At 42.0% G+C, this 15,016-nt stretch carries 14 protein-coding genes; all 14 read right to left on the bottom strand.

Features of this window, described 5'->3' with window-relative positions; genetic code table 11:
• Window positions 1–78: 78 nt before the first annotated feature.
• The 14 genes from AABI08_RS08420 to AABI08_RS03160 all read right to left on the bottom strand — a co-directional run bounded on the left by AABI08_RS08420 (window position 79) and on the right by AABI08_RS03160 (window position 14,977).
• Window positions 79–183: a putative holin-like toxin gene (locus AABI08_RS08420; RefSeq protein WP_421823466.1), complete on the bottom strand. Its 105-nt coding sequence runs from the start codon at window positions 181–183 to the stop codon at window positions 79–81.
• 129 nt (window positions 184–312) lie between these two features.
• Window positions 313–501 carry a hypothetical protein gene (locus tag AABI08_RS03215; protein WP_338344220.1) on the bottom strand — a complete coding sequence of 63 codons (189 nt, stop codon included), beginning with the start codon at window positions 499–501 and terminating at the stop codon, window positions 313–315.
• 26 nt (window positions 502–527) lie between these two features.
• Window positions 528–902 (bottom strand): ASCH domain-containing protein, encoded by a 375-nt coding sequence (locus AABI08_RS03210; RefSeq protein WP_338344218.1) that lies wholly within the window; start codon window positions 900–902, stop codon window positions 528–530.
• Between the two features lie 205 nt (window positions 903–1,107).
• Window positions 1,108–1,212 (bottom strand): putative holin-like toxin, encoded by a 105-nt coding sequence (locus AABI08_RS08415; RefSeq protein WP_421823466.1) that lies wholly within the window; start codon window positions 1,210–1,212, stop codon window positions 1,108–1,110.
• A 793-nt stretch (window positions 1,213–2,005) separates the two neighbouring features.
• Entirely contained in the window at window positions 2,006–2,746 is a 741-nt protein-coding gene (locus tag AABI08_RS03205; RefSeq protein WP_338343769.1) for a hypothetical protein, read from the bottom strand.
• Between the two features lie 191 nt (window positions 2,747–2,937).
• Window positions 2,938–5,139: a phage tail tip lysozyme gene (locus tag AABI08_RS03200; RefSeq protein WP_338343770.1), complete on the bottom strand. Its 2,202-nt coding sequence runs from the start codon at window positions 5,137–5,139 to the stop codon at window positions 2,938–2,940.
• A gap of 50 nt (window positions 5,140–5,189) precedes the next feature.
• Window positions 5,190–6,293 carry a hypothetical protein gene (locus AABI08_RS03195; protein WP_338344216.1) on the bottom strand — a complete coding sequence of 368 codons (1,104 nt, stop codon included), beginning with the start codon at window positions 6,291–6,293 and terminating at the stop codon, window positions 5,190–5,192.
• 59 nt (window positions 6,294–6,352) lie between these two features.
• Complete coding sequence (locus AABI08_RS03190) at window positions 6,353–6,550, bottom strand: hypothetical protein (RefSeq protein ID WP_338343772.1); 198 nt, start codon at window positions 6,548–6,550, stop codon at window positions 6,353–6,355.
• Entirely contained in the window at window positions 6,537–7,139 is a 603-nt protein-coding gene (locus tag AABI08_RS03185; RefSeq protein WP_338343773.1) for a hypothetical protein, read from the bottom strand. Before AABI08_RS03185 ends, AABI08_RS03190 begins: the two co-directional genes overlap by 14 nt.
• A 2-nt stretch (window positions 7,140–7,141) precedes the next feature.
• Entirely contained in the window at window positions 7,142–9,490 is a 2,349-nt protein-coding gene (locus AABI08_RS03180; RefSeq protein WP_338344214.1) for a VirB4-like conjugal transfer ATPase, CD1110 family, read from the bottom strand.
• A gap of 3 nt (window positions 9,491–9,493) precedes the next feature.
• The gene (locus AABI08_RS03175) at window positions 9,494–9,793 is read right to left on the bottom strand and encodes a hypothetical protein (RefSeq protein ID WP_338343775.1); all 300 of its coding nucleotides are present in this window, start codon (window positions 9,791–9,793) and stop codon (window positions 9,494–9,496) included.
• A 3-nt stretch (window positions 9,794–9,796) separates the two neighbouring features.
• A complete protein-coding gene (locus AABI08_RS03170) occupies window positions 9,797–10,600 on the bottom strand; it encodes a hypothetical protein (protein ID WP_338344213.1) in 804 nt (267 codons plus the stop codon).
• Window positions 10,601–10,670: 70 nt separating this feature from the next.
• Complete coding sequence (locus tag AABI08_RS03165; RefSeq protein WP_338343777.1) at window positions 10,671–10,898, bottom strand: hypothetical protein; 228 nt, start codon at window positions 10,896–10,898, stop codon at window positions 10,671–10,673.
• A gap of 80 nt (window positions 10,899–10,978) precedes the next feature.
• On the bottom strand, window positions 10,979–14,977 hold the full coding sequence (locus AABI08_RS03160; protein WP_338344210.1) for a SpaA isopeptide-forming pilin-related protein: 3,999 nt from the start codon (window positions 14,975–14,977) through the stop codon (window positions 10,979–10,981).
• Window positions 14,978–15,016: the final 39 nt, after the last annotated feature.

Below are 15,016 nucleotides of genomic sequence, written 5' to 3'. Positions count from 1 at the left end.
TAGCGAACCCGTTAAACGGTGGCTAGCCTTAGTAATTACTGATAGATAACTATCTCAGACCGGCGAAAGTAGAGATGGTTATTTTTTTTGACTTAATTTAATTAGGTCAATGACAATACCAATCAATGCAAGAATAAACATTCCAAACATGAATAGTAAGGTCAAGACGTCCTTGGTGGACATCGGGCATCTCCTTTCCTAGAATGTGGGGGTCGGTTGATTACACCATACGCACCACCTCCAATCGAGGATAGCCACCATCTTCACTTGTTCACTATGAGCATTATTATAACATGCCGCCCTTTCGATTCCTCATGGTTGTACATTCTCAATGATTCGCAATGGCTCAGGGTACAAGTAATTGGAACTGATGTTTTGTCCGGATTGCCTTTTTCCAGGTTGTGGATAGGCATCTTGTAATTTACGCAAAACTTCTGCTTTGCTTTTTCCGACGATGAAAAGGTGGTTAGAATAATAACCAACCGCGATTGTGTTGCCCATAATGGCCTCCTTATATTTTCTGGAATTTACAAATAGATAAAGGACTGTGGAGCCGACTTGATTCTTGAATCAAAGCCCTTTAAAGTCTTTGGTTCAATGTAAGGCGTTACTTTCCCTAATTGAATGGCGTGAGCTTCTTTTTTGCCTTCAAAATATGTAAATAAGTCACGACGTGATATACCACTATATTCTTTTGTTCTTTGCCAAATTTGGGTCTTGCTGCCGGATAAAACGTCAAGGACTTCCACTTCGGCAACAACCAAGCCCTCAGGTAGCGTTGCGTAAATCACCATCGAATCGACATCTTTGTTCTTGAAAACTGTGCGCCGATATTCAAACTTTTTGGTACCAGCTAAAATTTTATAAACATATTCCGGTTTAATCGATAACAAAATTCTCATTGGTGCCTCCCATATAAAATGTTTTAAAAAAGTAGAGAAAACTCTACTTTTCTCTACTTCTCTACTTTTTGAATAATTCATGCTATAATAAAGTCATTAAAAAAGGAGCAGTTGCTGGACACAACTACTCCTCCTAGCGAACCCGTTAAACGGTGGCTAGCCTAATAGCTATTAAATAACCATCAGCTCGTCAAAGTTGAGATGGTTATTTTTTTTGACTTAATTTAATTAGGTCAATGACAATACCAATCAATGCAAGAATAAACATTCCAAACATGAATAGTAAGGTCAAGACGTCCTTGGTGGACATCGGGCATCTCCTTTCCTAGAATGTGGGGGTCGGTTGATTACACCATACGCACCACCTCCAATCGAGGATAGCCACCATCTTCACTTGTTCACTATGGGTCTTATTATACCATGTGCAAATCTAGACCAGTTAGAGTGACTAAGACTTTTTCTAGAGTTTATTTTAATTTTAAATAAGTGTAAAAATAATCACCAAAACTGCTAATGCTACAATATATCGATTACGTCACTGTGGAGAAAAACAATGACATGGATTAACACCATCATTAATTTATATCAAAATACTATATTCCGCTATACTCGATTATCTTCGGCATCAATCGTTTTTACTTTGTGCTGCGCAATTAATTATCAATGGTTGAACTTTACCAATCGTTGGTCCCTCTTGAAAAATATTTGAGTCAGGGCACCATAAGCACCATTCAATACGGTTTGCAATGTGCGGAAGCATTTTTTCCATTATTGACTGGCATATTATTGATAATCCTATGTTTCCATTTATCGACATCAAGTTACCAACTAGTTAATATGGCTGTGCCATCAAAAGAAATAGAAAAAATTGCAAGGGTTTTGGGATATATAAGTCAATATTTAATTATGAACTTTTGGTTATACTATTTTATTATTCGTACTATCGTTTTTGGCAACTTTTATATTTCACAATCTTTCTCAATGGGTTGGCACTGGTTAAGTCCCAACTATTATTTAGTATACTTTTTCTCCTTGTTAACCATTTCAGATGTAATTTTTGCTCCAATACACTATAGACGTGCTAAACGTCGTCAATTAGAGGCCTATCTCGAAAGAAGTGAGAAAATGCTTACCAAGAACGATAAAAGCTGACTAGAATAATATCGGAAGGATTCCACCCAAAAAAGACAATTTATCATAAAAAAAGCTGAAGGAATAGCTAAGTAAGCAACATAAGCAGAATAGTCATTATAATAACAAATCATGCCATACACAAACAATATAACAGCTAGTAACTCAATAAAGACAAAGGTTGATAGTCTGTTTATTATTTCCTTACCCACAACATTGACATTCAGATTCTGGTCCTTATCTAACCGGTTCTGATCCTGATCTTCAGCTTCCTCTACCACTTGATGGTTCACACCTAACGATACTACACGAGACCAATCAGTAGAACTTTCAGAGTCCGAGGAATGATTAAACCCATCCTTTCGTAGCACCTTTGTCAGTAATATAAAATTAGATAATGATATTAGACCAGCAATGGCAAAGATAATCATAACGGTTACCCAATAAAATCTAGGCCAAGATACAAACAACCCCATCAGAGAAAGCCCAACTCCAACATACCCAAAAAATCTGACGAGCAATGTTCTGATATACGTCTTTTTATATTGGCTATCGATTTTGTCTAACTTCTTCACCATTTGTGAGTCGGATATGACCTTTTTGGGGTACGGATAACGGAACATCTTTCCATCAACCATCAACCGTGTTTTCTTAACTAAACTATCAGTACGCTTATCAACAAATGAATTAATTTTTTCAAGAACTATTTTCATCTTGATGGGCTCCTCTTTTTATTTGTTTATTTAAAATTGCTTTTACTTTAACTGCGTCCAAGTTTCATTGATAAGACGTTTATAAAGAAGTAGAGAAAATTCTACTTTTCTCTACTTTTCTCTACTTTTCTCTACTTTTCTCTACTTTTGCAAGTATGGCCGCTGAAACGGCTATTGCCAAGTGAACTTCTTTAAGTTGATTGATTACCACCGTACTCCTTGGCAATGTCATTACCTCGCTTTTCATCAGCGTCTTGCTTTTCTTGCGCTTTCGTCTTACCCAGATATTGATACCAATTTAACGCCGCATTCGCTCGTTCTTGTACTTTATTACCAGGATTTCCTTCCCACTGTGCCAAGAATTGCTCGGTTAAATCCTTCACATCCTGACTATCAGATGACAAAATCGCTTTGGCAATATCTGAATGACCGCCATCATGGTTCACTAAGAAATCAATTTGCAAATCCAAGTCATACCACTTCTTATTTTGTGTTTTTGCATAATCAACTAGGGCAGTATGACGTCCTCCTGGCCCTGGCGCGACATCTGTCCATTGTCCCAGCCCTAAACCTCGGTGAATGATATTCGCAAAACGGCCATCATAAATTTGAGGACCACCAATATTCAACCAATCATCTCGATCGTAAGAACCGTCATATTTGCCAACGGGCGCTTTTAGATAATCACCCTCTGCTCGCTTTGGGTTGATCGAACTTTCAACGTCAAAATTTCCGAGCAGCGCGGCAATGCCAGCCTTCTTATAGCCCATCTTGGTCAGTTGGTCATAAACTTTTTGCGCATTTTGCGCTTTATCCTTCGATGGATCGAAGTTGTCATCCGTCGTTGTCGTAAACTGCGTATAACGTACCCTCTTAAAGTAAAATCCAGGGTTGGCATCGAACCACTGTTTTTCTAAATCATCAAATAGACGATACTGTAAATGAATATGATCGTCTAACGTGTTGCCAAGCAAGTCGCCTACGTTCAAATCAGCCCCCTGATGCAAACGGCTCAAATCAACACCATCAATGGTCAATACGGCTTGGTCTTGTGTGATTTGCACGGTATGGTCATTGACAAAATGAACGCTCCCTGCTAATGGGACTTTCAACATCGTTCCTTTGGCAACATCAATAGTGGTCCAATCGTTTTTAACGACCCGACCATTTTGCTTCTCATATCCGAGTCGCCGACTAATCACAACATTGCCATCATCCGTCAAATTTTCCAATTGATTGCCTAAAACATCAAAGCCGATTTCATCACGACTGAGTTTCACGTCCTGTTGTTCACTGTCTTTTAAAATCCAGGGGTTATGCAAGTCATCTTCGGTCGCAACTTTGTTCCCACTCATCAGCTCATCAACTGTTTTTTCAGTGTCTTTGACGTGCACCGCCTCCCATTGTTTTGCCAGTACGTCTTGATACTTGATGACCCCAAAAGGTAATTGAAGCCCTTGCTTTTGGTCATGGACATTAAAGTCATCAAACAGTTCATTGTCATAAAACATAAACGGCGCCCAATCCGTATAGTACTGGTGCTGGTCATCGGATTTTTGCGCATCGAGCTGTGTCATGTATAACCAAGTATCGTTGATTTCATGATTGTCTTGCTTCAGACCTGGTTGGTTGATAGCCCCTACCATAAAGGCCAACAATAACGGCAAACAAACTAGAATACCGACTAAAATTTTAAATTTCAATGAAAACGGATTTAACCACTTCACACCCTTTTTGACGCCTTTGCCTAAAAAGCGACTAACACGGGTTGTTTTTTTAAATCGACCAGCAAAACGTCGAATCTGCCGTTGACTTTTCTTTTTCACGGAGCGGCCAAAGTCGCCCAAGCGTTTTCGACTACCAAACCATTGTTGCTCATAGGGTGTTTTGTAAAAGCCGCGTCCCATGACAGCATTCTTACTACGATTGAGTACGTGATAAGTGCCAATACCAACATTGCCCGCTGTCTTGCCAAGCAATCGGCTACCTGTTTTCACAGTCCGCCCATAGGTACGGGCTTGATTGATTGTATTGCTAGCTTGAACATGTTGTGCTAGTAAATCATCTTCTTGAAGCTTTTGGTATAAGCCTCCTCGTGCTCGGCCTTTAACAGTTCCTTTCACACCAGCCTTAATGGTGCGGCCGGTTCGATTACGTAAACTCGTGTTGTCTAGTTTCCGATGATGCTTAAACTGCTTTTTTAAAGTCAACACCTCCGCTTTTTCATCGGCTAATGTCCGGTTCGCCGTGTCTAAGCCATTGCTTTTTTGCTTTTGCTTAAAAGCTTGCTTATAACTTTTTCGAGCTTTCTTATACGCCTTTTTGGTATGTTTTCGGGCTGCTCGGTGCCCCATACCATCATGTTCATGTAACTTCTCTGGATCAATCCGCATTTTTTGTCTCCTCTTGACTGCTCAAAAAAAGCAGCCAGATTTCTGACTGCTTATGAAAAGAGCTTCTTGGCTTCGTGAATTTTAGTGGTTAACTCTTCGCGGGCACTTAACAAGCGTTCCAATTGTTTTTGGTTTTCATCTAATCGTTTTTCCAGCATTTGATCATGGTCATGTTGAATGGACTGATCAACTTCGACAACCAAGTGGGCCTGAGTCTTATCAAACTGATCATCCAAATCCCGAAGGGCCTGTTCATAGCGTTCCTTTTCGCGGCGCTTGGCTTCTTCTAAATCGCGGGCCGCGGTTTTCTTGACTTGATCTAACAGCTTGATGCGCTTTTCTTCGTATTCCTGTTGCGTTTCCCGTCGAATGGTTCCCGACTGATCAGATTGGTTTAACAAGGCCGACAATTTCGCTTGTTTTTCTTCTAAGACCTTAACCACCGCTGATGAAACATCTTCTTGCAAAGAAGCTAACTCCGTATTTACGGGTGGCACAGTTTCTGCTGGTTGCTGGGAACTAGAGGCAGCTTGTTGCTGAGCTAAGAGTGCGGTTAAGTGTTGAATTTTGAGGTCTTTTTGTTCAAGTGTTTCGGTTTCCACTTCAGCATCAGCTGTGACCGCTTCTGACACTGGAACAGGCGTTGCAGATGATGGTTGTTCACCGGGGACCGGTTGCGACTCAGTGGTAGCGGCATCGGTTGTTTCATCAGCGGCAACGACCAAATCTGCATTTTCAGTAGCGACCTTTAAATCCGCATTTTCTGCTGTGACATCATCTGCATTTGATACTTGTTCCAAATGGGTTGGTTGAACCGGTTCCGCTGATTGTGAAAAGCGATTGAAAATGGATGAGTCATAAGGCAACTTCTTCTTGGTATAAAAATCAGCCAACTGGCTATCAATATCACCACGAGCAGGTAAATCAAAAATCAGGGCAAAGAGATATTCACCAGACGGTGCGCTCTTCAATAGCCCAACTTGGTCTGTTAGACCACGCCTTTCAAGGTCTTGACTCTGTTGTTCCACATAGTTCAAGAAGTCTTCTGTTTCATGAAAGACCTCAGTGGGCACGTACTTCCCAGCACGCACCTCATAACCGTAATGGCTTTCAGTCTTGTGTGATGGGAATAAATGTTTTAAAAGTTTTCGCATCGTTATACTCCTTTTGATTTTGGATCATTCAATTTAATAAACGGCAATCGTTATCACCGTCAATCACGGTCACTTTCCTTCTGCACTAAAGCCACCAAGTCTGATAGGCTCATACCATTATCTTTCATTGTTGCCTCCAACAACTCTTGGTCAACTCGTGCCAATACTTGTTTCTTCTCCGCTATTTTTTGATTGAGCGCCTTCAACTCAGTTTGAAGACGCTTTTTCTTTTGCTGTAAACGTTCAGTTTTGGTCATCGTGAGCACTCCTTACTTGGTTTAAATCTTGTGGTTGGTCGTTGCTAGAAGCATCTGACAATGTTTTGCGTTGAATATTATTGACCAGTGCCTGACCCTTTTCCGTTGCGTAAGTTAACAGTAACGTTTCGGATTTACTCGTACTAGCAACCTGATTCGGGTTATCTGTTTTATTAACCAGTTGTGTATTATGATAGTCAACCGTTACTAGCGCTTGTTGGTCCGCTTGGTCAATATAAATCTTGGCATCGTCAAACACCTGATTAACGACATATCCTTTATAGGCCTGGTTCTCAGGCTTGGCTTCCTTGGCTGTTTCGGCTTGGAAGGCTGCCTGGGTCATGAAACCTTGGTATCGGTTTTGATTTTCACCCAAATCCTTCTTGGTGTAATAAGCAATTAAAAACTTTTGCACATCGCTTTGCTTAATCGTGGGTTGGCTATTGGTTAATGAACTGGTTGACTGTATCGTTTGATTGACTTTGGGCACCGAAATACTCTTCACCCCAATGCCCAACATAATCCCTAAGATAAGCAAACCCGCAATGGATAGTCGCTTTTTAATCTTCAATTTTTTCAAGTTAAACATGGCTACTCCTTATCAGTATCAACATCCGTGTTGAGTAATTCATACAGTTTTGTGTGTTTTGGAATTGGATTTTTAAAGGGAACCATAATCCCATTCACGCGAATTAAGCCCGTTCCCACTTCAGCCCGTTCATTAACGAACTGATCTAAAACATTTTCATCGAAATGCAATTCTTCTTTTAAAATTTTGAGGTCCGGCGCCTTTTGCCGAAGTAGCATCATAAATTCGGTATTGGAAGTCAAGTTTCGGCCACCTTGGAATTGCGTGATATTACTGATATTCTGTGTAATACCGGTCGGAATCGCCCCGTACTTTCGCACACGGGCCCACAAATTGGCAAACCAATTGGCACTGTTTTTGTCTTGAAAATTGACTTGAATTTCATCAAAGAATAGCCAAGTGGACACGATATTTTGAGAGGCAACCACTTGTTTCCAAATCTGATCCAAAATCACCTGCATGGCAAACGGCTTCATGTTGTCATCCAACTGCTTGGTATTAAAAATCAAAAATCGACCGCTTAAATCGATATTGGTCTCGTATGAGAACACATCTTGTGACCCGATTGTGTAAGGGCTCGTTGATAATGCCAAATCTTGCGCTACTTTTTCAGGACGGTTTTTCAATACGGTTTGCCAGTCCACTAAAGTGGGCTTTTCATATTTTTCATACGTCTCATGCGTGATTAAGTCAATCACACCTTTTTGTGCGTCGGACAAGGTCAACACTTTATCAAACATCGTCGTTAACAGGTTTGACTTTTCTTTAATGAAGTCGAGTTTCTTATCTTCTTCACGTAGCTTGGTACGATCCGCTAAGTCCATCAGATTGAGGTGATTATCAGTCCCGGTCGAAATATCAAGGATTTGGGCCCCTAATTGTTGACCAATCTCTAAATACTCACTTTCCGGATCCACAATGATAATGCGGTCTTTGGGATGATTTAACAACGTATTAAGCAATTGATACTTGACCGCCACAGACTTACCCGAACCACTCGAACCCAAAACCAGCCCAGATGGCGTTAACAAGTCCTGCTTATCCTTACGATCAATTGTAATGACATTTCCGGTAATTTGATTTTGCCCAAAAAATTCACCGTGTGGGTTTTGCAATTCAACTGACGTAAAGGGACGTTGCGTGGCGACATTTAGCGTGGTCATATCTCGATAAGTTTCAGGATTTTCCAGTAAGAAAGACCGCCCAATGGGTAACGTTGTGTTAAACGCCTCTTCTTGGTAATTGTAGGCACTCTCAAAGAAAACTCCTTTGGCTTCCCCTACTGCTTTCACTTCATCAGAGATGGTCTTCAACTCACGTCGATTTTGGGCCACCACCATCACTGTCAAAGTCCCCGTAAATAACTTTTGACCGTATTTAGAAAAGTCCTCTTTCAAGGCTTCCGTTGTCTTGCCAATACCTTTGGCCAGTCCCGAGACAAATTCGGAATCCACCCCCTCTTTAGCATTGTCTTTTTGTTGGCGACGCTGATCCATTTTATTGACTTGCGAGATAGTTTGTAGTCTTCTTTGCAAATCGCGCATATTATACGGTTGCGCATGGAGAGAAATGGCGATTTCATGCTTGATTTCGGTTAAATTTTTCAAGAAATCATCTTCTAACATCTCCGGGTAATACTTCGCGTAGAGCACCCGTGCATACTGTTCATTGAGCTGGAATTGATTGTTATCTAGTTCAATTAAGCTGGGGGCTACTAAATCCTTGGCATGAAGCTGGTTAAAATCGGCTTTCTTCATGAGCATACCCGGATTGGTCAGTTGATTGATCAACCGAACGCGTTGTTCACCATCTAAAGCACGCAGTGTTAAAGGGACCCCGCCCTTTCGAAAAGGTTCTTGAAAAGCTAATGCTGCTTTTGATAAAGCAATTTCGGCCGCTGCGGCTCGGTTTTGTTTCGTCGTAATGATCGCGTAACGTTTAACTTGATACTCATTTTCTTCCGATGAAAAACGTTGTTTCATCATGTCATTAATTTCTTGTCGATAGACATCATCGGGGGTGCCAGCCATCGGCATTAATAAGTTTTCAATGGCATTTTCGCCCACGTGCTCGTTGACTACTAATAGCTGATAATGACTCTTATCGTTTAGGGTATTCAAAGCTTCACCATATGAAACAATGACATCTTGTTGGGCGGCCACACCCAATGCCTCAAAAGGCACATCACTTAACTCATAAGCCCGTGAATAGTGGTCCGCATCAATTTTCATTAGACCTTCTTGACTTAAATCTTCAAACTGCAAGGTATCTTGTGTACTGCAACCCAAACGTGCTAAACGCTCTTGCTTGCGTTGTTCGGCGACCGATAAGGACTTCCTTTTCTTAAACATGCCCTACTCCTTTCCAATTTTTTGATACGTTCGTTTCTTCTCCGTTAAATAAAAGGTCATGGAGCGTTTCAGCGTGCGATCGTAGTCAAAAAAACGTAGTAAGAACGGGATCAGGGTTGTGCACACTAAAACGATTGTGAGCACCCAGCCATACCAGCCAGGAATCAAGATAAAAGCCCCGGTTGACAGTAAAGCACCTGGTACCATTTTTAAAATGAGTCCACCCTGTTTGCGAGTGAACAACCCCCGACCAATCGTTGGTTCCCACTTTGATAAATCTGTATAAAATTCACTACTAGCCATTTTTTAACCTCCAATCAAACGACGTATCATACTCTGCGAGCCCATCACTGCCCAGCCGACCACAAACAACTTGACCAGCGCCAACGCTGCTGCGGCTTGCCAAGTACCATAGGATACTTTTCCAGTTAATGGGAACTGTGAGTCGGTTTGCCAAGCTGGGATGAGCTTCAAAATAATAATTAAAACCACTGATTGCAACAAAACAATCGCTACTTGTTTCCAATAATTAATCGAAACGGAGCGATAGTCTTCATGTAGTGAGGCTGCTAACATAATCGGTGACAAAATCTTATAAACGCATAAAGTCAAAAAACGCATAAAGACAATGACGGTCACAAGCATGGAGATAATCGTCGTCCCGATTGAGTTGAGAAAAGAAATCACCCCAAAGATCCCTTTTTGATACCAGGACAAATCCACACGTGACATATCCCAAAGACCGGCATTCGAGCCATTACTTTGATTATGTAGTCCGCCAGTGGTGGCAATGGTATGACCAATAGCATTGGCGAGGTATAACATGCCATCAATAATTTGCGGTGCCAAACCAATCACTATGGTGGCGATAAAATAACGTAATCCTAAATTGATCATGACCTCTGATGTCAGTGGTGTTCCTTGGGTTTCCCGAAATCGCTGGGCTGTTTTGGCCCACTCCAGTAAAAACATGATGCCTAAGATGGCAAAGCCGATAAACATCAAAGCATGGGTAATATCATTGACCCAGCTACTGGCCGTAGGATTCCAAGAACTAAGCGATTGTGTTAATTGATTGAGTTTGTCTTTATCTAAAACAACACCATTCATAGTCAATCCTTTCTAATGGGCTTTTCACCCCATTCGGTTGGTTACGCCAACGTCGATTCAAATCGAAAATTTAAAACGAAATTTTCGACAAGGCCGCAATAATCCCAGCACCAACGCCACCGACGATGGCAGCGGTGGCTGCACCCCAAATCATGCCTTCAATCCCCTCATCGGTCATGCGGGTATCTTCAGATTTACGCCCCTTGGTAAACTTATTAAAGCCAAACAAAATACTAAATAGACCAATAACGACGATTACTGATACTACAACACCGACCAACTTAGTTAAAATATCCATAATTCCTTCTTTCTCATTTCTTCTTGATTTTTAGACAATAAAAAAAGTAGAGAAATCTCTACTTTTCTCTACTTTGATGACTAAACCGCATTTTGCTTCAAATCGTCTGATATTTTGGCCAATCGCTTCCGCTTACGGTTATTACTTTGAACCTTCTGCCAAGAGCCAAGTCCAACTCCAGCTAATACTGCCAAACCAGCAACATAAAGTTTTGTTGGATTGTCCGCGGTCTTCATGCCGGTTTGTGGCAAGACAGTTGCGGCCTTGCCAGACGATGAAACCGTCGCTTGGTTAGGCTGAGCCGAAATGGTCGTTGGATTAGCCGTTGCATTCGATTGGCTGTCTTGTGACTGCGTACCACCATTTTGAGTGGTTGCACCACCGGTTACCGTTGGGTTCGCCGTCGCATTTGACTTGCTGTCTTGCGACTGTGTGCCACCGTTCGTGGTAGGATTAGCTGTCACATTTGACTTACTATCTTGTGCCTGCTCTTGCTTTCCGCCTGTTTGTGACTGGTCACCGCCCGTTACATTGGGACTAGTCGTTGTCGCTTGCTTTTGCTCTTGATTACCACCAGTTTGGGTTGTTGCTCCACCTGTTTGATGCTGATTCTCTTCTTGATGCTGTTGACCACCATTAGAAGTTGAATTAGTATTCACGACAGGATTATTGTTAATGACTGGTGAGTTGGTATTCGTATTCGTGTTATTGATGTTAATAACCGGTTGGCCGCCATTGTTATTATTGGCGGTCTTATCCGAGTCATCAAATAAGAATAGCTTCGACAAGTAAACGTCCCCAGTGCCTTGGTTAATTTGACTGACCGGTACTGTCAAGGTCTTGATTGGTGCATCTTGCCCCTTCTCATTGACAGTGAAGACATAAGCGGACTTATCTGCATTCAATTGAATGTGTACATAAAGAGGCTCAATATGCTTAAACCCTTCCGGTGCATTGACTTCCCACAATTCATAATCGCCATAAGCGATGTTACTAAACTTATAGTAACCATCATAACCGTTGGCATCCGTTTGAGTTGTGACAACCTGTGGATCACCCTTCGTGCCATTAATCGGAATCAACTTCAATTGGATGCCGTTATAACCTGATTCAGCACTACCATTCGCTGATTTTACGTACTTAAAGCCATCAAACGAGAAGGTAATCACCTTGTCCAATGAAGTTTCATTTTGTGTCACAACCGGTGTGTCTTGATCCTGGTATTTGATGGATACATCATACTTCTTTGAGTCGATTTGATACCCTTCAGGTGCCTTGGTTTCTTGCCAATAATAGTCGCCTAATGCGAGATGCTTAACACCTGCTTCATGCAAATCGTCGTCAATTCGCAAAGTCACTTGATCACGACTAACCTGTTTACCGGAAGTAATTTCAGGTGTTGGTTGACCAGTTTCTGACCACTTCACAGGAGTTCCATCTGCGTGGTAGAGCGTATATTCCGCCCCAGACAATGTTGCACGGCCTTGACTGTTGTCACCCGTTTGCTTGTCCTGCTTAATGACCGAAGTAGACCCAGTCACTTCTTGATTAGTACCAGCTGCCATATCGGCCACCAAAGCGACCTCTTGTCCGGCATATTTCAAGGTAACCTTTTGCGGCGTAAAGCTCTTGACATAGCCTTGGCTTGCCTTTGATTCGGTTACATAATAGTCGCCTAATGGTAAGTTGGCATCGGTTTCAGCATGACCATTCGCATCAGTCGTGATTTGAGCAACTACCTTACCTAGCGCATTGTCTTGGTGAATATCAAAGACATTGCCTGCCAGTGAGTAGTTGCCATTCCAAGGAGTCTTTTTACTTTCAGAACCAGACTTGTCAATGACAATCTTTCCCTTGACCTCTTGATTCGTACCACCTGTCAAAGATAATACGATCGGCACATTCTGACCTTGATAAGTAATATCAACATCTTGGGGCTTGAAGGTCTTCAAGAAGCCCTTTGACGCTTGGACCTCTTCCACCACATAATGTCCGAGCGGCAAATCCGTCTTGGTCTTAGCATACCCATTGGCATCCGTTGTGACTTCGTCAACCACTTCACCATTGATGGAATCCTTGTGGATCTTAAAGACGTTACCGGCCAGTGAGTAGTTGGCGTTCCATTGCTTTGTGCCTGTTTCGGCACCAGTCTTTTGAATAGAAATGCCACCCGTTACTTCTTGGTTGGTTTCATAAGCCGTATCAAAGACAACGGGAACTTCTTGACCTACATAAGACAAATCGACCTTTTGTGGCGTAGCTGATTTGACAAAGCCTTGACTGGCCTTAGTTTCGATAACAGTGTACTTACCCAATGGCAAGTCCGTCTTCGAGTAAGCCTTACCAGAAGCATCAGTTGTCACATGGTCAACCAAATGGTTCTGTTCATCAAAAATATCAAACTCATTACCAGCCAACGTGTAGTTGCCATTGATCATGTTCTTGCCTGATTGCGCACCAGACTTATCAACGATGATTTGGCCCTTCACTTCTTGGTTGGACCCACCAGTAGCAGAAATAACAATCGGTACATTTTGGCCTTGATAAGTAATATCAACGTCTTGTGGCTTGAAAGTCTTCAAGAAGCCCTTTGACGCTTGGACCTCTTCCACCACATAATGTCCGAGCGGCAAATCCGTCTTGGTCTTAGCATACCCATTGGCATCCGTTGTGACTTCATCAACCACTTCACCATTGATATTATCCTTGTGGATCTTAAAGACGTTACCAGCCAGTGAGTAGTTAGCGTTCCATTGCTTTGTGCCAGTCTCGGCACCGGTCTTTTGAATGGTAATGCCACCCGTTACTTCCTTATTAGTGGCAGTAACTGTTTGTACGTTCTGTCCATCGGCGTTTAGATGAACAGTAATCGGCGTAAAAGTATTGGCCAGCCCTTGACTTGCTTGCTTTTCAGTGACGACATAATCACCATAGTCCATGACAGAACCGGTTTCAGCATTTCCATTGGCATCTGTGGTCAACTCCTTCACCACAGGACCATCAGCGGTGTCCTTATGCACCTCAAAGACATTACCCGCTAAGGAGTAATTACTATTAGTGACCTGTTTGGTATCAATACCCGCTTCATTCAAGACATTTTTGTCAATCTTGAGATTAGCTTTTTGAATATTCACCTTTAAATCTGATTGTATGAAGTTAGGATCTTTTGCAGCAAAGACAGGTTGTAAGGGATTAGAAACATCACTTGGATCCGTAAAGGTACCATAAATATAATAAGGCTGTTCATTTCCTGTCCTGCTAATAGTTCTCATTGACACATAACCATCACCGGCAGAAACGTTTGGGTCTGCTGTAACCGTTAATTGATTACCATTTGTGCTAACCGAAAGCCCTTTAGAAGCGCTAACATTTTTAAAGTTCTGTAATACCCCATTGCTATCTGTTACAGTCGCAGATTTACCAGCTGTAACATTTAATGGAGCCGGTGAAAAGTTTGGCCTTTGTCCCATCGCTGCGGCATTTTGCAAAATCTGTTCAGCTTTGGCAATTACCCCGGAACTCACGACATTCGAGTCCCAACCAGTAATTTGAGCACCAATCATGTTATTGAGTTGGGTGCTATCAATTTTATCAGAACCGTTCATCACGCCCGGAATACCGTTCTGTCCAGCGACTAATGACCACACTACCAACTGTCCAGCAAAATAAGTCTCAGAATCATTAGCGGCTCCTTGGGCTTGTGCTAAATAAGCTGCATTATTGATCAGATTCTGCTGCTGTGTTGTCATTTTGTGCCAATAGTCTGCCGTTAACCCTTGTTGTCCCTGAGCCGAAGAAGCATACTCCCCTCCTCTTAAGTGAGCGAAGGGGTTAATACAGAAGACCACCTGATCATTGACTCGAATGTTTAAAACAGGATCCACGCGGCCATTTGAAAAAGTCACATGTCCTTTAATTGGATCTGGACTAGGAAATGAAATTCGTCCATCATTGGGTAAGTCATCAGCGTGGGCATGATGTCCGTTCGTTGCACCCATCGTTGCTAAGAAAAGAGTGGATACCATCGCGGTAACCCAAAATTTTCCAGACTTATATAACTTGTAATGTTGTTTCTCCATTGATAAATCCTTTCAAATAAAAAAGGACACTTATAAAAG

The sequence above is a fragment of the Fructobacillus evanidus genome (genome assembly GCF_963580165.1).
GTDB classification, from domain to species: Bacteria; Bacillota; Bacilli; order Lactobacillales; family Lactobacillaceae; genus Fructobacillus; species Fructobacillus evanidus.
Note: the sequence above shows the minus strand (reverse complement) of the source record. Positions and strands in the feature narration are given on the sequence as shown.